20 protein-coding genes are annotated in these 18,990 nt (G+C 40.1%); all 20 read right to left on the reverse strand.

Annotated features, from left to right (window positions below; translation table 11 throughout):
• Positions 1-215: 215 nt before the first annotated feature.
• Complete coding sequence (locus tag MKY45_RS14885; protein ID WP_042534942.1) at positions 216-422, reverse strand: YlzJ-like family protein; 207 nt, start codon at positions 420-422, stop codon at positions 216-218.
• Positions 419-1,156, reverse strand: a complete 738-nt coding sequence (locus MKY45_RS14890) for a ClpP family protease (protein WP_139089224.1) — start codon at positions 1,154-1,156, stop codon at positions 419-421. The genes MKY45_RS14885 and MKY45_RS14890 overlap by 4 nt, the downstream gene beginning before the upstream one ends.
• A 178-nt stretch (positions 1,157-1,334) precedes the next feature.
• A complete protein-coding gene (dapG, locus tag MKY45_RS14895; protein ID WP_341173067.1) occupies positions 1,335-2,564 on the reverse strand; it encodes an aspartate kinase in 1,230 nt (409 codons plus the stop codon).
• A gap of 161 nt (positions 2,565-2,725) precedes the next feature.
• Positions 2,726-3,778 carry an aspartate-semialdehyde dehydrogenase gene (asd, locus tag MKY45_RS14900; protein ID WP_341173068.1) on the reverse strand — a complete coding sequence of 351 codons (1,053 nt, stop codon included), beginning with the start codon at positions 3,776-3,778 and terminating at the stop codon, positions 2,726-2,728.
• Between the two features lie 39 nt (positions 3,779-3,817).
• Positions 3,818-4,423: a dipicolinate synthase subunit B gene (dpaB, locus tag MKY45_RS14905; protein ID WP_042534950.1), complete on the reverse strand. Its 606-nt coding sequence runs from the start codon at positions 4,421-4,423 to the stop codon at positions 3,818-3,820.
• A complete protein-coding gene (gene dpaA, locus MKY45_RS14910; protein ID WP_042534952.1) occupies positions 4,420-5,304 on the reverse strand; it encodes a dipicolinic acid synthetase subunit A in 885 nt (294 codons plus the stop codon). The genes dpaB and dpaA overlap by 4 nt, the downstream gene beginning before the upstream one ends.
• Positions 5,305-5,638: 334 nt before the next feature.
• Positions 5,639-5,890, reverse strand: a complete 252-nt coding sequence (locus MKY45_RS14915) for a YlmC/YmxH family sporulation protein (RefSeq protein WP_042534953.1) — start codon at positions 5,888-5,890, stop codon at positions 5,639-5,641.
• A 101-nt stretch (positions 5,891-5,991) separates the two neighbouring features.
• On the reverse strand, positions 5,992-7,218 hold the full coding sequence (locus MKY45_RS14920; protein WP_042534955.1) for a M16 family metallopeptidase: 1,227 nt from the start codon (positions 7,216-7,218) through the stop codon (positions 5,992-5,994).
• A 25-nt stretch (positions 7,219-7,243) separates the two neighbouring features.
• Positions 7,244-8,197 carry a polysaccharide deacetylase family protein gene (locus MKY45_RS14925; RefSeq protein ID WP_042534958.1) on the reverse strand — a complete coding sequence of 318 codons (954 nt, stop codon included), beginning with the start codon at positions 8,195-8,197 and terminating at the stop codon, positions 7,244-7,246.
• A gap of 169 nt (positions 8,198-8,366) precedes the next feature.
• A complete protein-coding gene (pnp, locus tag MKY45_RS14930; protein ID WP_042534960.1) occupies positions 8,367-10,481 on the reverse strand; it encodes a polyribonucleotide nucleotidyltransferase in 2,115 nt (704 codons plus the stop codon).
• A 474-nt stretch (positions 10,482-10,955) separates the two neighbouring features.
• Positions 10,956-11,225, reverse strand: coding sequence for a 30S ribosomal protein S15 (rpsO, locus tag MKY45_RS14935; RefSeq protein WP_040980194.1), 270 nt, complete (start codon positions 11,223-11,225; stop codon positions 10,956-10,958).
• Between the two features lie 114 nt (positions 11,226-11,339).
• Positions 11,340-12,293: a bifunctional riboflavin kinase/FAD synthetase gene (locus MKY45_RS14940; RefSeq protein WP_042534962.1), complete on the reverse strand. Its 954-nt coding sequence runs from the start codon at positions 12,291-12,293 to the stop codon at positions 11,340-11,342.
• Positions 12,294-12,318: 25 nt separating this feature from the next.
• Positions 12,319-13,206 carry a tRNA pseudouridine(55) synthase TruB gene (gene truB, locus MKY45_RS14945; protein ID WP_042534964.1) on the reverse strand — a complete coding sequence of 296 codons (888 nt, stop codon included), beginning with the start codon at positions 13,204-13,206 and terminating at the stop codon, positions 12,319-12,321.
• Between the two features lie 615 nt (positions 13,207-13,821).
• Positions 13,822-14,163 (reverse strand): 30S ribosome-binding factor RbfA, encoded by a 342-nt coding sequence (gene rbfA / locus MKY45_RS14950; RefSeq protein ID WP_042534967.1) that lies wholly within the window; start codon positions 14,161-14,163, stop codon positions 13,822-13,824.
• Positions 14,164-14,196: 33 nt separating this feature from the next.
• Positions 14,197-14,475 (reverse strand): DUF503 domain-containing protein, encoded by a 279-nt coding sequence (locus MKY45_RS14955; protein ID WP_042534970.1) that lies wholly within the window; start codon positions 14,473-14,475, stop codon positions 14,197-14,199.
• Complete coding sequence (gene infB, locus MKY45_RS14960) at positions 14,472-16,571, reverse strand: translation initiation factor IF-2 (protein ID WP_042534972.1); 2,100 nt, start codon at positions 16,569-16,571, stop codon at positions 14,472-14,474. The genes MKY45_RS14955 and infB overlap by 4 nt, the downstream gene beginning before the upstream one ends.
• A 20-nt stretch (positions 16,572-16,591) precedes the next feature.
• The gene (locus MKY45_RS14965) at positions 16,592-16,891 is read right to left on the reverse strand and encodes a YlxQ family RNA-binding protein (RefSeq protein ID WP_042534974.1); all 300 of its coding nucleotides are present in this window, start codon (positions 16,889-16,891) and stop codon (positions 16,592-16,594) included.
• A 1-nt stretch (position 16,892) separates the two neighbouring features.
• The gene (gene rnpM, locus MKY45_RS14970; RefSeq protein WP_042534976.1) at positions 16,893-17,162 is read right to left on the reverse strand and encodes an RNase P modulator RnpM; all 270 of its coding nucleotides are present in this window, start codon (positions 17,160-17,162) and stop codon (positions 16,893-16,895) included.
• Between the two features lie 14 nt (positions 17,163-17,176).
• Entirely contained in the window at positions 17,177-18,280 is a 1,104-nt protein-coding gene (nusA, locus tag MKY45_RS14975; protein ID WP_042534979.1) for a transcription termination factor NusA, read from the reverse strand.
• A gap of 42 nt (positions 18,281-18,322) precedes the next feature.
• Positions 18,323-18,793, reverse strand: a complete 471-nt coding sequence (rimP, locus tag MKY45_RS14980; protein WP_084612998.1) for a ribosome maturation factor RimP — start codon at positions 18,791-18,793, stop codon at positions 18,323-18,325.
• Positions 18,794-18,990 lie beyond the last annotated feature (197 nt).

Below are 18,990 nucleotides of genomic sequence, written 5' to 3' on the forward strand. Positions count from 1 at the left end.
AAATAAGAAAAATATTCTTCTCCCGGGTAACAAACAAGGAAACTGGAATCAGTTCTCTTTATGCTGACAGAGAGACTTTATCAGGAAAATAAAGTATTCATGCTTCTTTTCCAGGTCTGCTCTTTAAAGAGGCTGCTGTTCCAGTTATAATATCACCCAGTATTGTTTCTTCATTTTATCTCTTTACCATTTCTATATTATAGCATAGATTACCATCAGCTGATAATTCTTCCTGGTAAAAAATCCGGATTCAGATAATCATTCGGATTACTCGAAATTAGCTGATTAATTTGGTAATGGCCATCGTTATTTTTTGATACAAAAACCGTTCTTCCCTGCCACTCTACTGCTTGTATTTCATTTCCAGTTCCTTGCGATTCCGGAAAAATATCCTGATAAGATAATGGTGTATAGAGGATCATGAAGCATCTCCTTCTTCTTTTTCGGGATGTACCCCTTGAATCATATGGTTTAACTTTTGTATTGCTTCCTTAACCCCGCCGACTTCATCAATTAATCCATAATCCACTGCTTCCTTGCCAACTACATTTGTACCGATATCACGAGTCAGGTTGCCTTTTGCAAACATCAGCTCTTTCAGCTTTTCCGAGTCGATATTGGAATGCTCCACAATAAACTGAATGACCCGCTCCTGCATCTTGTCCAGATATTCAAAGGTTTGCGGAACACCGATAACCATTCCTGTTAACCGGACCGGATGGATTGTCATGGTTGCTGTCGGCACAATAAAGGAATAATCGGTAGCAACGGCAATTGGCGCACCAATGGAGTGACCGCCTCCTAATACAATCGAAGTAGTCGGCTTCGACATCGACGCAATCATTTCTGCCAGAGCCAGTCCAGCCTCTACATCCCCGCCGACTGTATTTAAAAGAATAATTAATCCTTCGATTTTAGGATTTTGCTCTACGGCGATCAGCTGCGGCAGCAAGTGTTCATATTTTGTTGTTTTATTTTGCGGCGGCAGCTGAAGATGTCCCTCTACCTGTCCGATAATGGATAAAACATGGATATTTGAATCGGGCGCCTGCGGAACATTCGCCTGTCCCAGCTGCTGAATTTTTTCGACAAGAGAGGATGCATTCGGCTGATTTTCCTCTTCTCCTTGATTTTCGTTGTTATCATCCGTATCCATTCGCATACAAAAACTCCTTCCAGCTATTTATATACGATTAGTATAAACAATCGGTTAAAAATCATACGGAAGAAGAGATGCAGAAATAAAGTGAAATTTCCGGTCCAAACTTATATTTTAGAGTCCATAAAAAAACATGAAGCAGCCAAAATCCTGCTTCATGTTTTTTTACATGATTCTAAAGCGATACTTCCTCTGTGCTTAAACCAAACACATCATGTAATGCATTAACTGCTGTAACTAGCTCGTGGTCATGTACCAAGACCCAGATAGTTGTATGACTGTCTGCTGACTGCAATATCTGCACTCCAGAATCGGTTAATGCCTGCACGATTTTAGATGCAACGCCGGGTACTCCTGTCATGCCGGCTCCTACAGCTGATACTTTTGCACAGCTCTCGGTAATTTCCGGCTGGAAACCCAGCACCTCTAAAATTTCAATTGCTTTTGCCGTAAGCTCAGCCGGCACAGTATAAGCAACACCTGTCGGCGAAATATTAATGAAATCCACAGAGATACCTGCTTCAGCCATTGCCTTAAATACTTCCGACTGTACCCGGTACGCTGATTCTTTCGTCTGCACCTTAATCTGTGTCACATTTGCAATATGCGCAATACCCGTTATCATTCGTTCGGAAATATCTGCGCCAGCTTCTTCAATCCGGGAAGATGTGACAAGTGTTCCCAGCCGTTCCGAGTAGGTGGAGCGGATACGCATCGGAATTTTCCCCTGCATGGCTATTTCTACAGCACGAGGGTGAATGACCTTTGCCCCTTGATAAGCAAGATTACAAATCTCTGTATAGGTTACTACATCAAGCGGACGCGCACTTTTTACGACACGCGGATCTGCGGTCATGATTCCTTCCACATCTGTAAAAATCTCAATACGCTCTGCGTCCAACGCAACACCTAAGGCAGCTGCAGAAGTATCACTGCCGCCCCGGCCAATCGTTGTTATTTCTCCGGACTCGCTCTGGCCCTGAAAACCAGCAACCACAACGACATCATGCGTTTCTAATTCCTGTAAAATACGGTCCGGATTGACTTCTTTTATCTTTGCACGATTAAAATCTTCACTCGTTACAAAACCAGCCTGTGCACCAGTCAAAGCTGTTGCAGAAACATGGTTTTTTTGCAGCTCATTAGAAAGCACAACGGATGAAATAATTTCACCGCATGACATCAGCAAATCAAGCTCCCGATTTGAGTTTTTATTCGCCGGAAAATCAATTAAGCCTAATAAACTGTCTGTTGCATAAGGATCCGGTTTTCTTCCCAATGCAGAAACAACAACGACTAACTTATATTCTTGAACAAGTGCATCTTTAATATGACGGATAACATGTTCCCGGTTCGTTTCTGATTGTACGGAAGTTCCTCCGAATTTTTGTACTAATACTTGCAATATTAACACCTCAACACTATCCAAGAAGTTACACTCTGGATGTCTAATAGATTGATTACATCATTATTTACAAGAAGGTTCAAGAAGGGAGATGAAAATATTATTCCAGAAAAGCATCTTTTCTTTTATCAGCCTTCTTAAACACATACTAAGATATCTAATTACTTTTTAAAGCCGTCACTTTTTACTAACGTTTGTGCGATTTGCACGGTATTCCATGCTGCGCCTTTTAATAAATTATCAGATACTACCCATAAATGGAATCCTTTTGGATTATCTAAATCTTTCCTTACGCGCCCTACGAAAACTTCCTCTTTGCCTTCAGCAGATTGCGGTGTCGGATATTCCTGCTCCTGCGGATTATCCTGAAGGACGATTCCATCTGCAGATTTCAGTGTCTTCCAAATATCTTTTACATTCAGGCCTTCCTGATCTACTTCAATATAAACACTCTCGGCATGGGAGGTAGCAAATGGAAGGCGCACACAGGTTGCCGCAACATTTAATGCCTCATCATGCATGATTTTCTTCGTTTCATTAATCATTTTCATCTCTTCAAATGTAAAACCATTATCTTCAAAAACATCAATTTGCGGCAATGCGTTAAACGCAATCGGGAAATGCTTCTTATCTCCTTTAAGCGGCAAAATCTCTGCTTTTACTTCGTTACCGTCTAAATATTCTTTTGACTGCTCATATAACTCTTCTACCGCTGCATTTCCGGCACCAGATACTGCCTGGTAAGTAGAAACGATGATTTTCCCTATACCAAATGCATCCTTTATCGGTTTTAAAGCTGCAACCATTTGAATGGTAGAACAGTTTGGATTGGCGATAATCCCTTGATGTTTTGCAATATCTTCCGGATTTACTTCTGGTACAACAAGCGGTACATCTTCATTCATACGAAAAGCACTTGTATTATCTACCACAACTGCCCCTCTTTTAACAGCTTCAGGTGCCAGTTGTTTAGAAATGGAACCGCCCGCAGAAAATAGTGCAATATCTACTCCTTCAAATGATTCTGGCGCAGCTTCTTCAACAATAATCGTTTCCCCGTTAAAAGTTTCTTCTTTTCCTGCCGAACGGGCAGAAGATAGTAATTTAAGCTGGTTTACCGGAAACTTTTTATCTTCGAGTATTTGTTTGATTTTCTGACCTACTGCCCCTGTAGCACCTACAATGGCTACATTATATGTTTGTTGCTCTGCCATTCCAATAACTCCCTCCACTTATTAAATGTCAACTAAACTTCATTTTAACACATTTTTCGTGGAATAAGGTACAATAATCGGCTGAATTTGTTTTCCTTTTAACGCTGCCTCTGCAGCAGGGATTAATTGATCCAGATTTGCTGAGAGCGAGGAGGGCTTCTGATGCGGATTATCCTGCCCGAACGGCACAAAATAGATGTGCTTTGCATTAAGCAATACAGCTAGATTCTTGGCATTTAACCCAAGCGCATCATTGGTTGTTAAAGCTAATAATAAAGGATGTTCATTTCGGAGCGTTGATTTTGCAGCCATTAAAACCGGATTATCTGTATGGGCATTCGCCAGCTTGCTCATCGAATTCCCTGTCAGCGGGGCAATCACCATCACATCAAGTGGTTTATCCGGTCCATAGGGCTCTGCATCAGGAATAGTGGTAATAATAGGATGATTGGCTGCTTTTTCAAGCCTCTTCACGTTATCCGCAGCCTTTCCATGCTTCGTATCGGTGTATTGAACCATTTCTGTTATAAATGGAATGACTTCTGCTCCCTGTTCAATCAATTCCTCGATAATTGGAAAAATATGAGGAAGGGTATGATGCGATCCTGTTAAGCCAAAGCCGATTCGCTTATTCTTGAATGTCATTCTGACGCACGCTCCTCCTCCAGAATTTGTTCCATCACATTAGCAAGGATTTTCCCCGCTGTTCTTGGTGCTACGATTCCCGGCAGACTGCGCGCAAGTATAGCTTGAATACCACGCTTTTTCGCAAAATCAAAATCTGTTCCGCCGGGTTTGGATGCCAGATCAATAATAACTGCATTTGTCGGCAGATTTTGAATCGCTTCTTTGGTTACTACTAAGCTCGGAATAGTATTGATTAAAATATCACAGTTCTCTGTATGATTGCTTAATTCGTGTAAAGGCACAGCCTGTAAACCCATTTCCGTAATACGCGCTAAATCCCTTATACTCCTGGCACAAACAGAAACCTTGGCTCCCAGCGCAGAAAATTTATTCGCTACCGTATTCCCTACCCTTCCAAATCCTACAACCATCACCCGGGAAGAGTGGACGGTCTGATCGGTATGCTCAAAAGCCATCATAATGGCTCCTTCCGCTGTTGGAATGGAGTTATAGATGGCAACATCATCACGATCAAGCAGCGGCACTAAGGTAACGCCCGCTTTTTCCGCCATACTTGTTAAGTACGCATTCGTCATCCCGGTAAAAATCATACATTCCGAATGTAATTTTTGAAACCAGGCTTCATCTAAATGAATTTTTTTATCTGTAAAAACAGTTTCTACGTTCCCTTTTGAATCAGTACCTGTTATCGGTAAAACAACGACATCCAGCTTGCTCTGGTCCAATTCATCCAGTGCTGATTCGTTTAATCCTGTAAATCCCTGCTCTAATTTATCAAAACCACAAAGAATTACTTCATTAGCATGATTGCTTTTCAATATTTTTATTAACTCTAAATACCTTGCATCTCCACCAATTACTGCAATCCGTCGACTCATTTTACGTATAACCTCCAGACAACTTTTCACGTATTCATGATTCGATATAGTTTATGAATTTTTAATTCAGTGGTGAACAATTTAGCCATTAAAATACCGACTTCCTGGCAAGAAGGGTGAAAACCTATTTTCGAAAAATAAGAAAAACCAAGAATACCGCTTGTTCTTTAAAACATCGGGTTCTTGCCGAGTAGATGTCCGCTGCGACGGTTTTCGATGGGGCGAGTAATCGCAGTCCCGATGGGAAAAAAACATAGAAAAAAAGCCTGTTTATCCGGCAGGAAAAGGTGTGTCTGATTACCTTTTCCTGCAAAATAAACAAGCTTTACATTGTTTAGCCTTCTTCAGGGAGTTCTGTATCAATCATGATCATATCTGTCCCTATTTTTTTGATAGACTTCCAATGGATTTTTGTTTCTTCTCCCTCTTTTACAAGGCCGAACCATTTATAGCTTGGCACAATAAACGCTTCGATTTGCCCGGTTTTCGGATTGATTTCTAAATCGGTCTGCCCAAGCATCCCAAGCCTTTTCCCTTCGTTCACGTTGATGATTTCCTTATCTCCCATATCTCGAAAGCGTACCATAGAAAAACTCCTTTTCTCTGTTCTGAAGGCAGTCAGTCACAGCCTTAGAATAATGAAGTTTCGTTTATATACTATATGTCCAAAATAAGAAAAACATGCTTTTACTTGCGCGTATCTTCCGGTGCTATCAATGCCCGTGACGGCTTTTGCTTAAACACATTTTTAATAACATCTGTAACTTGTTCATTGGTAATCCCATCAATCTCTAAAATCAAATCATCTAAGGTACGATGTCTTTGCAATAATAATTCATTCCGTCCATTCCGTGACATTCGGCTGTTGGTGCTCTCTAATCCCAGCATCAGATTTCCTTTAATCTGTTCTTTGCTGTTTCGTAATTCTTTTTCTGTTAACCCATGCTCTATAAAATGATGAAGTGTAGAATTCATCACTTCTTCTAATTGACCCAGCTGATCTTTTCTTGTGCCGGCATAAATGGTCAGCAAGCCATCATCTATAAATGCTGCATGATAAGAAAAAACAGAATAGGCCAGTCCTTTTTTCTCACGTATTTCTTGGAATAAACGTGAGCTCATGCTGCCCCCAAGCACGTTATTCATGATAGATAATGGATATAGATGCTTGTCTCCCGCTTCATATCCATTATAGCCAAGGCAAAGATGTGCCTGCTCTGTATCCTTGCTCCGGTAAATTGCTTCCTGCAAGAAGGCGGGCTTGATGATTGTTTCTTCAGATGCCTTTCTTGTAAAAGAGCCAAAATAAGCATCGATCTCATTGATAAATGAATGGGATACATTGCCGGCAACCGAAACAACTACATTATCAGGTGTATAATTAGCTTCTACATACTCCTGTAATTGCTTTTGATCAAAAGATGCCAGCTGTTTTTCTGTTCCGAGAATTGGATATCCCAATGGGTGTTCACCATAGGCAGCTTCGGCCAGCAAATCATGAACGATATCATCCGGTGTATCCTCGCACATTTTTATTTCTTCGTAGACAACCTTTTTTTCTCTTTCCATTTCATCTTCATCAAATGTAGATTCAAAAAACATATCCGCTAATACTTCCAAAGCAAATTCTTTATGTGTATCTAAAACCTTTGAATAAAAACATGTATATTCCTTCGATGTAAAAGCATTGATTTGCCCGCCGATAGAGTCGAATGCTTCTGCAATATCCTGTGCGCTTCTTGTTTTCGTTCCTTTAAAAAACATATGCTCTAAAAAATGAGAAATGCCATTATTATGGAGATTTTCATTTCTAGATCCAATTTTAACCCAAATACCAATCGTGACGGAACGTACCGCCGGCATTGATTCTAACACAATCCGTACTCCATTACTGCTTGTATATTTTTCTACCAATACATATCCTCCTAAATATCTCAGCTTAACGTGATTCACTTAACAACGATTCTACGGTTCCTATTTTATAATCTTTTTTCTTGATAATGGTAATCATTTGCTCTAACGCATTCGTTGTTGCCTGCGTTGGATGCATGAGAATCATCGCTCCAGGGTGAACATTTTTTTCTATCCGATTAACCATAACAGATACCGATGGATTCTTCCAATCAATTGTATCAACTGTCCATAAAATTGTTTCCATCTCCAGCTCTGCAGCAGTTTCTACTGTTTCATCTTTAAAGCTTCCGCTTGGGGGCGCGAACCATTTAGGCTGTTCTCCTGTGATGGTTTTTAAAATTTGATTTGTTTCCTCTATCTGCGTATAGGCATTGCTTTTATCAAGTGCAGCCATATCCGGATGATTATAGGCATGATTACCAATTAAATGTCCTTCCTCTTCAATCATTTTAACAAGGTCAGAATTATTTTGCGCCCATTTCCCTTCAATAAAAAAAGTGACTTTCACTTGATGGTCTTTTAAAATTTGCAGCATTTCCGGGATATATGCTTCCCCCCAGGAAACATTGATTAAGAAAGAGACCATTTCTTTTTTGGGATGCCCTCGATAAATTGGAGCTGGTTCCAGGTTCTCCAGTAAGATATCAGGAGAGGTTTCATTAAAAACAAGTAAGCTTTCATTCCATTTATCTGCTTCTTTCATTTTCTGATACGATTCTTCCACATTCACTTCTAATCCATTTCTTCCTGGTGTCTTCTTCCAAACCTCATCAATATAAGCATTTTCTGGTTCTTCCTGGTAAGCCCCTTTCTTTTCTTCAATCTCCATATAAAGGGCATCATTTGTTGCACTCACTTCTATTTCTGATGGTTCTATCATGACCGTCTCTGTTTGAAAAGGATTATATCGTATATCAAATACCGTGAAAATTAGAATCAGGAAAACAAGAACATGGACATACTTAAAATACCGCTTCATCTTTAATCCCTCCCTCTTCGTATTTTTATGCTTTTAGAGGGACAAGTATGAATGTATTTTAAGCGATGCATTTTTTATTCTGTCTCCATAAAAAAAGAAACTGAATTTAACACCAGCTTCTTTTTTATCACAGAAATATATTTTCTTCTTTAATTAATTATTTTTCTTACTATGATTTAGCATTTTCTTTCTTTTCATCTTGCAGTACTGCTTTTCTGGAAAGGTTAACTCTTCCTTGACGGTCAATTTCTTTTACTTTTACCATGATTTGATCGCCGATAGAAACAGCATCTTCCACTTTATTTGTACGTTCTTCCGCCAGCTCGGAAATATGGACAAGCCCATCTTTTCCTTTGAAGAGCTCAACAAAAGCACCAAATTTTTCAATACGTTTCACGGTACCAAGGTACAGCTGACCGACTTCGACTTCGCGGACAAGATCTTCAATAATTTTCTTCGCTTTTTGATTCATCTCGCTGTCTGTAGATGAGATAAAGACATTACCATCTTGTTCAATATCGATTTTCACGCCGGTTTCATCAATGATTTGGTTGATTTGTTTTCCGCTCGGCCCAATGACGTCACGAATTTTATCTGGGTTAATCGACATGGTCAAGATTTTTGGTGCATATTCAGATAGCTCATCTTTTGGCTCCTGAATGGTTTGAAGCATGGAATCCAGGATATGCATACGGCCTTTCTTCGCCTGTGTCAATGCTTCCTCTAAAATCGCTCTGGATAAACCGTCGATTTTAATATCCATTTGCAGCGCAGTAACACCTTTTTCTGTACCGGCTACTTTAAAATCCATATCTCCAAGCGCATCTTCCATCCCCTGGATATCAGAAAGAATCGTATAGTCCTCTCCTGATTTCACCAGTCCCATAGCAATACCAGCTACTGGCGCTTTAATCGGAACACCTGCATCCATCATTGCTAATGTACTTGCACAGATACTTGCCTGAGAAGTAGAACCATTAGACTCAAGTACTTCAGATACTAAGCGGATTGTATAAGGGAAATCTTTTTCATTTGGCACTACTTTTTCCAGTGCGCGTTCTCCCAGTGCACCATGGCCAATTTCACGGCGGCCCGGTCCGCGGATAGGTCCAGTTTCTCCTACACTGTATTGCGGGAAATTATAATGATGCATAAAACGTTTTGTTTCTTCTAAATCCAGTCCATCTAAAATCTGCACATCACCTAATGCTCCCAATGTACATATGCTTAAGGCCTGTGTCTGTCCACGTGTAAATAAACCAGAACCATGTGTACGCGGAAGGACATGGATACGGGAAGATAATGAACGGATTTCATCTACTTTTCGGCCGTCTGGGCGTACTTTTTCTTTGGTGATTAAGCGGCGTACTTCTTCTTTCACAAGACTGTTTAATACAGATTTTACTTGCTTAATCGTTTCTTCTTCCGCTTCTTCTGCTTCATACTTTTCAACAATTTCCTGCTTCACTGCATCAATTGCATCTTCGCGGGCATGTTTTTCAACAACTTGAATTGCTTCAAGCAGTTTTACTTTTGCTTCTGCTTCCACTTTTTGTACAAGTTCTTCGTCAGTTTCTGCGATTTCGACTTCGAATTTTTCTTTGCCGAATGCTTGTACAATTTCCTCCTGGAATGCAACGAGGCGTTTGATTTCTTCATGACCAAACATGATTGCTTCCAGCATAACATCTTCCGGCACTTCGTCGGCACCAGCTTCAACCATATTAATGGCATCCTTTGTTCCGGCAACAGTCAATTCGATATCACTTTTTGCTTCTTGTTCTATCGTAGGGTTAATAATCAGTTCTCCATCGACACGTCCGACATGGACACCTGCAATCGGCTGTTCAAAAGGAATATCTGAAATGCTTAACGCAATAGATGACCCGATCATTGCAGCAATTTCGGAAGAACAGTCCTGATCGACACTCATTACCGTGCTGATTACTTGCACCTCATTACGAAATCCGTCAGGGAATAACGGGCGGATTGGACGGTCAATCAGTCTGGAAGACAGGATTGCTTTTTCGCTCGGACGTCCTTCGCGTTTAATAAATCCTCCTGGTATCTTGCCTACCGCATATAATCTTTCTTCATAATTCACGGTTAACGGAAAGAATGGTAAATCTTTTGGTTCTTTGGAAGCTGTTGCTACAGATAATACCGACGTGTCTCCATAATGAATCATGCAGGCACCGTTTGCTTGTTTAGCCAGCTCCCCTACTTCAACCGTAAATTTCTTTCCTGAAATCTCCGTAGAGAATAGCTTTTTTTCATCTGCCATTGGTTTTGTTGCTCCTTTCAAGGCTACAGTAATTTAAGTATATATGTAGCTCTTCATATATTACATTTTTCTTCTATTTTCTATTATTCACAAAAGAATCCCTTTTTATAGAATAAACGATAGCCTGTCAGGAATCAATCACTACCTTTTATATGGCGTTCAAAATACATCCTGATTGAACAATCCTATCGTTTTATAGTGTGTGTTCAAAAAGTCCGATAAATAGGACCAAGAAGTTCAAGGCGACGAGCTTTTTACGAACGGACTTTCACAGGAAGTGGTGACTTCTGCGTTGCCCACAGGACGTGGGCGCTCTTAACAGAAGTTCCTCTATGTCTTTAAATATGTGAGTATCGGAAAAAGCTCGTCAACGCAGAAATTCGATGTGTCATTTTTATTGGACTTTTTGAACATCCTCTTATAGGATTATTTACATAAAAGAAAAAGCAGGATTTCTCCTGCTTTTTGCGTTTATTAACGACGTAAACCAAGTTTTTTGATTAATTCACGGTAACGAGTAACGTCTTTATTACGTAGGTAAGTTAGCAAGTTACGGCGTTTACCTACCATTTTCAAAAGACCGCGGCGTGAATGATGGTCTTTTTTGTGTGTACGTAAATGTTCGTTTAATGCAGTGATTTCTGCAGTTAAAACAGCGATTTGAACCTCTGGAGATCCAGTATCTGTATCGTGAACCTTGTACTCATTAATAATTTCGTTCTTGCGTTCTTGTGTAATTGCCATGATGGCACCTCCAAAATAAAATTTGTTATCCCCAATCCCCTAGCATACGTCGGAGTTACGTGATGCCAAGCGATGGTTGTACAAATATAAGAATAGCGTTTTTGAAGAGAAAAATCAAGTATTAGTTTTTCTATTTGCTAAATAAGCCCTAATTTCTTCCTCATCCTGCTGCATTCTTTCAATCAAAGCTTCCTTTGAGTCAAATTTTATTTCTTCTCTTGTATAAGATAACCATTCTATCGTTAATTCTTCCCCGTATAAATCACCGTCAAAGTCAAACAGGTATACTTCGACAGACATATTCTCCATCGTTTCTGTAAATGTCGGATTCGTTCCGATATTCGCCATTCCGCCATATATTTTATCCTGATGACGGACGAGCGTTGCATATACCCCCTGCTTGGGCAGCAAGGCATCTTTGGATATAGACAGATTAGCAGTTGGATAACCAAGCTCACGCCCGCGCTGTGCTCCTTTTACGACCAATCCAGTTGTTTCAAAGGCTCTTCCTAACAATTGTGCTGCCTGCTCCATATTTCCTGATGCTAATTCCGCTCTTATTCGGGTGGAGCTGACCTTCTCTTCATCTAATGTGATTTTACCGATGGTTTCCCATGTAAATAAATCTCTAGCATAGTCCTGCATATCTGCCATCTTGCCCTGCCCTTTATGGCCGAATGAGTAATCAAAGCCTGCTACAAGGTGCTTGATATGTAAGCCAATAATAAAGTGGTCAATAAAAGCCTGCGGACTGAGCTTCGATAATTCTTGATCAAACCGGATGATATACAGACGGTCTACTTGAAGCTTTTCCAGTATGGCCTGTTTTTCAGAAGATACGGTTATGTACTTCACCTGATGGACATCTTTTCTCAGCACAACCGATGGATGCGGAAAAAAAGTAATAACTGCACTCTCCATATTATTTTCTTTTGCTTTATCAACTGCCTGCTGAATGACCTTTTGATGTCCTTTATGAATACCGTCAAAGAAACCGATAGCACTTACTGTTTCTGGTAAATCCTCCTTATGTAACATATGCGGATAGGATAATTCCATTGTTTTCATCCTGCTACACCTGCACTTTCTCTCGTTAAAATACCCTTAATGGTTTAATTTGATCCGGTTTTTCCGGATGCTTTTCGTAAATGGCTAATACTTCTTCGTTGTTTGTAAACACAAACGGATTATTTGTCAGAGGAGCATCGGTAACAGCTAATTTTTGACCATTTTTAATGCGAAACATTAATGCATCATCTACTTCCTGATGTACTAGATGACTTACCCCCTCTGAAATCGGGCTTAATAACTGCTCTTGTTCACCTCTGGCAGCCGCCTCTTCTATCATAGCAAAAGTGACCGTATTTTTCTTGGAAAAACTACCGGTTTGGATTCTTTCTAACTGCAGCATATGTGCCGGATATCCTAATTCCTTCCCGATATCCACACATAATGTTCTGATATAGGTCCCCTTGGAGCATTCTACATAGATGTCAAAAGCGTTTTTTTCCTCATCTATAGACCCAAGCTGTATATCATGAATAAAGACTTCCCTGCTTGGTCTTTCTACTTTTTCATTTGCTCTGGCATATTCATACAGCTTTTTTCCATTGACCTTTACAGCAGAATACATGGGCGGTATTTGTGTAATCGTTCCTTGAAACTTTTCTAACACCGCTTCAACCTCTGTTCTTCCCGGCATGTGCGTAACTTCTTTTTCTTCTACAATATTCCCTGTGGCGTCCTCTGTTTCTGTAGTGGATCCTAATGCAACTGTCCCAACATAAACTTTTTTTGTATCTGTGAGAAAGGGAACAATTTTGGTCGCATTGCCAATACAAATAGGCAGCACGCCTTCCACTTCCGGATCCAATGTCCCTGTATGACCAACCTTTTTCGTATGGAAGTAGCGGCGGCATTTAGCCACACAATCAAAAGAAGTCATTCCTTTTGGCTTCCACAGCGGCAGGATACCATTCATCGTCATTACACCTCTTTTTCCTTTTGAAATAAATTTTAAGAAAAACCAAGAATACCGCTTGGTCTTTAAAACATCGGTGTTCTTGCCAAAGAGATGTCCGCTCCGGGAAGTCGCTTTCCGCGGCCAACGTTCAGCCGCACGGTAAGAAAACCGCTTCCTGCTCAGGTCTACCTGTTGCTTTTCCCGCAGGAGTCGACAACATCCGCTCCCATCTAAGTGGAATTATGTTTTATTTGCTTTTTTTTCAAGGAAATAACGCAAATTCTAGCGACGGTTTTGATGGGGCGAGTAATCGCAATGGTTTTCGGTGGGACGAGTAATCGCAGTCCCAGTCCCAGAAGAAATACACGGAGACTCCTGTGGGAATGCGCAATGGTCTTCGGTGGGGCGAGTAATCGCAGTCCCAGGGTGAAGACCCCGCAGGAAAAAAGCGAACTTCTTTTTTTCGAGGAGGCTGAGCTCAAGTCCACGGAAAGCGGAGTGTATTTCTGGGGTTGCGATTACTCACCCCATGAAACCCGTTGGAGCGGCTATATTCAGCATTTTTTATATACTTTCTTATTCTTGTAAAAAAACTGATCCTTGCCAAGGAGCAGAGGGATCAGTTTTTTAGCATTACTTATTAAGATCTCTTAAGATAGAGTCTATTCGGTTACCTTGCTCGATTGCTTCGTCAAATTCAAAGGTAAGTTCAGGGGTTTTGCGCAAACGAATTCGCTTGCCAATTTCTGAACGGATAAACCCTTTTGCTTTTGCAAGCCCCAATAATGTTTCCTGCTTTTTCTTCTCATCACCTAATACAGAAATAAAAATCTTCGCCTGCTGCAGATCACCGGTTACTTCTACATCGGTAACCGTCACAAAACCAACGCGGGGGTCTTTGATTTTTCTGGATAAAATATCACCCAGTTCTTTTTTCATCTGTTCTGCAACTCGATGAGCTCTTAATTCAGCCATTTATCTCACCTCACATAGCTCTATGCATTTTCGTTATAATCGTTCGATATTCGTTATAGTTCTTTCTAATTCAGAAAAAGAATCTATTGTGTGTAAAGCTTGTTGTATTACTTTTTCAGCATGCACATAATCCGTCGAAATAATAACTATCCCAAGTTTGGTTCGTTGCCATAAATCGTGAAATTCAAGCTCAGTTACAGAAACATTAAACGATTGGCGCAGTTTATTCATAACCCGCTTCAACACGGAGCGCTTTGCTTTTAAGGAATTCCCTTCATACAACATACATTCTACTTCTGCATAGAGAATCATTTTCGTTCCATTTCTTCCATTACATAGGCTTCGATAATATCGCCTTCTTTAATATCATTAAAGTTAGCCAATGTAATTCCACATTCATAATTCTGTTGTACCTCTTTTACGTCATCTTTAAACCGTTTCAATGCTTGTAATTCACCTTCATAAAGAACCACACCGTCACGAATAAGACGAACGCTCGAATCTCTGGTAATTTTTCCGTCTGTTACATAGCTTCCTGCAATGGTACCAATACGTGATACCTTGAATGTTTCACGTACTTCCGCCTGACCAATAACTTTTTCTTCATATTCTGGATCCAGCAGACCTTTCATTGCTGCTTCAATTTCTTCAATCGCACTGTAAATAACACGGTGCAGACGTAAATCGATTTTTTCGGATTCTGCAGCTCTTTTTGCATTGACATCAGGGCGGACATTGAAACCAATAACGATTGCATTGGATGCCGAAGCTAAGATAATATCGGATTCTGTAATCGCTCCTACGCCTGTATGAATGATTTTAACATTGACGCCTTCTACTTCTATCTTGCGTAAAGAAGCGGCTAATGCTTCCACAGAACCTTGTACGTCCGCTTTCACAATGATATTTAATTCTTTCATTTCACCCTGCTTGATTTGTTCAAATAAATCATCCAGGCTGACAGTTGATTGGCCGCCGCGGTTTTCATCGATCCGCTTCTGTTGACGGGCAATCCCAATTTGACGCGCTTTTTTCTCATCAGAAAATGCAAGGAACTGGTCTCCTGCCTGCGGAACATCCTGTAACCCCGTAATTTCAACTGGAGCTGACGGTCCTACTTGATTTACGCGTTGTCCCAAATCATTTACCATAGCACGAACTTTACCATACGTACTGCCGACAACAAGCGGATCTCCTACATGCAGAGTACCGTTTTGCACAAGCAGTGTTGCCACAGAACCTCTGCCTTTATCTAACTGCGCATCGATTACTGTACCGAAAGCTTTCGCATCTGGATTTGCTTTTAATTCTTCTACCTCTGCAACTAATAAAATCATTTCCAGCAGATCGTCAATACCTTCCCCTTTAAGTGCAGCAAGGTTAACAAAGATGGTGCTTCCTCCCCAATCTTCAGGAATCAGTTCATGCTCTGTTAATTCCTGCATCACGCGGTCCGGATTAGCGCCTTCTTTATCCATTTTATTAACAGCAACAATAATTGGTACTCCAGCAGCTTTCGCATGGTTGATTGCTTCCACTGTCTGCGGCATCACGCCATCATCTGCTGCGACAACTAAAATAGCAATATCTGTTACTTGTGCACCGCGCGAACGCATACTTGTAAACGCTGCGTGACCCGGTGTATCTAAAAATGTAACTTTCTTGCCCTCATTTTCAACTTGGTAAGCGCCAATATGCTGTGTGATTCCACCAGCTTCACCAGCAGTAACCTTCGTATGGCGTATAGCATCTAATAACGTTGTTTTCCCATGGTCAACATGTCCCATAATGGTAACAACAGCAGGACGCTCCTGCAATTTTTCACTGTCATCTTCTTCAATATATTTATCAAGGTCTGTATCTTCTAAAATAATTTCTTTTTCGACCTCTACATTATATTCATCACAAATCAGCTCTACAGCGTCATCTTCAAGGTCTTGGTTTTTTGTAGCCATGATACCCATAAACATTAATTTCTTGATGATTTCTGCAGGTTCTTTATGAAGTTTTTCTGCTAAATCTTGTACGGTCAATATACCGTGGTACGTAATTTTACTTGGAGTCTCTTTCACTAACGACTGCTCCTTTTGTGGTTGATGTTGTTTACCTTTGTTAGAGGTTTTTTGTTTTTTATTTTTCGGATTATCTTTTTTAGGATTCCGATTTGTATTTGGTTTATTTCCAGTATTTTTATTCTTTTGCTGTTTATTCGTATTTACTTGATCGTTTTTCTTTTTATCTTGTTTTGGCTGCGGGTTAAATTTTTCATCCAATTGTTTGATTTCATTGTCAGAAATCGTAGACATATGGTTGGAAACCTCCACATTCTTTTCTTTTAAAAATTGAATGACTTCTTTACTCGCTACCTTATTTTTCTTTGCATATTCATATACACGTATTTTGCTCATGCGTTCACCCCCGGATTTATTTATCCAACTAGAGTAAGGAGTTTTTTTGCAAAGCCTGAATCTAGTATTGCTATAGCTACTCGCTGTTCTTTCCCGATTGCCTGCGATAAGATATCCCGGTTATCAACAAGTCGATACGGAACATTGTACGAGGTACATTTATCCGAAAGTTTCTTTTTGGTTTGCGGTCCAATATCTTCTGCCAATAAAACAAGCTTTGCACGACCTTTACGAATATCCTTTAAAATAGTGTCTTCTCCTGTTGAGCATTTCCCTGCCCGGACAGCGAGACCAATGATGTTCAAATAATTAGGATTCATGTCATTCTCCCTCTACTAAAGCTTCTAACTCATCGTAGATTGTTGGACTTACTTCTGCGTTCAAGATTTTGTTAAGCGCATTGGTTTTCCGAGCCTGTTCTATCACAGACTTATTCTTGGAAAGGTAAGCTCCTCGTCCGTTTTTCTTGCCAGTTTCGTCAACGAACACTTCCCCTTCTTTATTCCGGACAATGCGGATCAATTCTTTTTTAGGCTTCATTTCATTTGTCATAACACATTTTCTCTCTGGTATCTTTTTCTTCTTAGCCAAGTTAAAATACCTCCTTATTCAAACAAATCTTCATCGTTGTCAGAATAAGCTTCTTCTATTTCTGCATCATCCAGCAAACCTTCTGCTCTTGCATCCGTTTCACTTTTGATATCAATTTTCCAGCCTGTAAGTTTAGCGGCTAAACGTGCATTTTGTCCTCTTTTACCGATTGCCAGAGACAGTTGATAATCTGGGACAACAACCGTCGTTGCTTTTTCTTCCTCATCAACAAATACTTTCAATACTTTAGAAGGACTTAATGCGTTCGATACATAAACGACAGGATCCTCAGACCACTCTACAATATCGATTTTTTCACCTTTTAATTCTGTTACGATGGCTTGCACACGCTGCCCTTTTTGTCCCACACAAGATCCCACCGGATCAATTTCCGGGTCTGGTGCATGTACAGAAATTTTAGAGCGGTCGCCAGCTTCACGGGAAACAGATTTAATTTCAACAATTCCATCATAAATTTCAGGAACTTCCATTTCAAATAACCGCTTTAACAAACCAGGGTGTGACCGGGAAATATAGATTTGCGGCCCCTTGCTTGTATTCTCAACCTTTGTCACGTAAACCTTCAGCCGGTCATGAATATGGTATTCTTCTGTAGGCATCTGTTCTGCCTCTGCCAGCTTGGCTTCAATTTTGCCAAGGTTCACATAGACGAAACGTGAATCTTTACGCTGAATAATTCCAGTCATGACATCTTCTTCTCTATCAATATACTCCGAGAAGATAACGCCTCGTTCTGCTTCACGCACTCGCTGGGTAACTACTTGTTTAGCAGCCTGGGCAGCAATACGTCCAAAATCTTTCGGTGTTACTTCCACTTCAATCACATCATCTACATCATAATTCGGATTAATACTTTTTGCTTCATCAAGAGATATTTCCAGCTGCGAGTCTTCTACATTTTCGACAATTGTTTTTCTTGCGTAAACAGCCATCTTTCCAGTAGTTTCATTCAACTCTACCCGAACATTCGATGCGGACTTAAAATTCTTTTTATAAGCAGAAATAAGCGCTGCTTCCAAAGCCTCCATCAATATATCCTTGTCTATCCCTTTTTCTTTTGCTAAATGATCAATCGCATCAAACAACTGCGTGCTCACTTTTTCTTTTCCCCCTTTTGGATGTTGTTCTCGTACTCTTCATTAAAACAAGACTGCCAGTCTTGCTTTTGCTACCTTATCATAAGGTATTTCTACGATTTTCTTTCTCGTTTTTATTTTGTATTCAATAGAAAGGGTATCGTTCTCTACATTTTGTAAAATGCCTTCATACGTTTTTTCACCATCAATTTTTTCATATAACTTCACAAAAACATTGTTTCCAATATTCTTTTTAAAGTCATCCAGTGTTTTTAACGGTTTTTCAACTCCCGGGGAAGATACTTCTAGAAAATAAGCTTCTTTTATCGGGTCAGCTTTATCCAGTTTTTCACTTAACTGTTCAGAGACCTCACCGCATTCTACAATGTCAATACCACCTTCTTTATCAATATAAACACGTAGAAACCAGTTTTTCCCTTCTTTCACATACTCGATATCAACTAATTCTAAATTTTTCTCTTCTAAAATCGGATGAACTAATTCGGTTGTTATCTCAATTATCTTGGAACTCAAGTGTAAACCTCCTTTAACCATGTCCTCACGCCTTCAATCAATATAAAACCCCTGCCTAAAATACGGCGGGGGAAGCAGAGAGTCTTGTTTAGGCGAGGTATGAATAAAGAGTGGGTGTGCACCCACTCTTTACATTCGTACGTATCGAACATTCTAAACAAAAATAGTATAGCATATTCTATACCCCTTTGCAAACC

The organism is Oceanobacillus sp. FSL K6-0251, assembly GCF_038004725.1.
Taxonomy (GTDB): Bacteria; Bacillota; Bacilli; order Bacillales; family Amphibacillaceae; genus Oceanobacillus; species Oceanobacillus oncorhynchi.

What these genes read in the sequence shown, in the direction of transcription:
- MKY45_RS14885 (WP_042534942.1), bottom strand. Translation starts at nt 422, where the DNA reads ATGATCCTCTATACACCATTATCTTATCAGGATATTTTTCCGGAATCG.
- MKY45_RS14890 (WP_139089224.1), bottom strand. Translation starts at nt 1,156, where the DNA reads ATGGATACGGATGATAACAACGAAAATCAAGGAGAAGAGGAAAATCAG.
- asd (WP_341173068.1), bottom strand. Translation starts at nt 3,778, where the DNA reads ATGGCAGAGCAACAAACATATAATGTAGCCATTGTAGGTGCTACAGGG.
- dpaB (WP_042534950.1), bottom strand. Translation starts at nt 4,423, where the DNA reads ATGACATTCAAGAATAAGCGAATCGGCTTTGGCTTAACAGGATCGCAT.
- dpaA (WP_042534952.1), bottom strand. Translation starts at nt 5,304, where the DNA reads ATGAGTCGACGGATTGCAGTAATTGGTGGAGATGCAAGGTATTTAGAG.
- MKY45_RS14915 (WP_042534953.1), bottom strand. Translation starts at nt 5,890, where the DNA reads ATGGTACGCTTTCGAGATATGGGAGATAAGGAAATCATCAACGTGAAC.
- MKY45_RS14925 (WP_042534958.1), bottom strand. Translation starts at nt 8,197, where the DNA reads ATGAAGCGGTATTTTAAGTATGTCCATGTTCTTGTTTTCCTGATTCTA.
- pnp (WP_042534960.1), bottom strand. Translation starts at nt 10,481, where the DNA reads ATGGCAGATGAAAAAAAGCTATTCTCTACGGAGATTTCAGGAAAGAAA.
- rpsO (WP_040980194.1), bottom strand. Translation starts at nt 11,225, where the DNA reads ATGGCAATTACACAAGAACGCAAGAACGAAATTATTAATGAGTACAAG.
- MKY45_RS14940 (WP_042534962.1), bottom strand. Translation starts at nt 12,293, where the DNA reads ATGAAAACAATGGAATTATCCTATCCGCATATGTTACATAAGGAGGAT.
- truB (WP_042534964.1), bottom strand. Translation starts at nt 13,206, where the DNA reads ATGAATGGTATCCTGCCGCTGTGGAAGCCAAAAGGAATGACTTCTTTT.
- rbfA (WP_042534967.1), bottom strand. Translation starts at nt 14,163, where the DNA reads ATGGCTGAATTAAGAGCTCATCGAGTTGCAGAACAGATGAAAAAAGAA.
- MKY45_RS14955 (WP_042534970.1), bottom strand. Translation starts at nt 14,475, where the DNA reads ATGATTCTCTATGCAGAAGTAGAATGTATGTTGTATGAAGGGAATTCC.
- infB (WP_042534972.1), bottom strand. Translation starts at nt 16,571, where the DNA reads ATGAGCAAAATACGTGTATATGAATATGCAAAGAAAAATAAGGTAGCG.
- MKY45_RS14965 (WP_042534974.1), bottom strand. Translation starts at nt 16,891, where the DNA reads ATGAATCCTAATTATTTGAACATCATTGGTCTCGCTGTCCGGGCAGGG.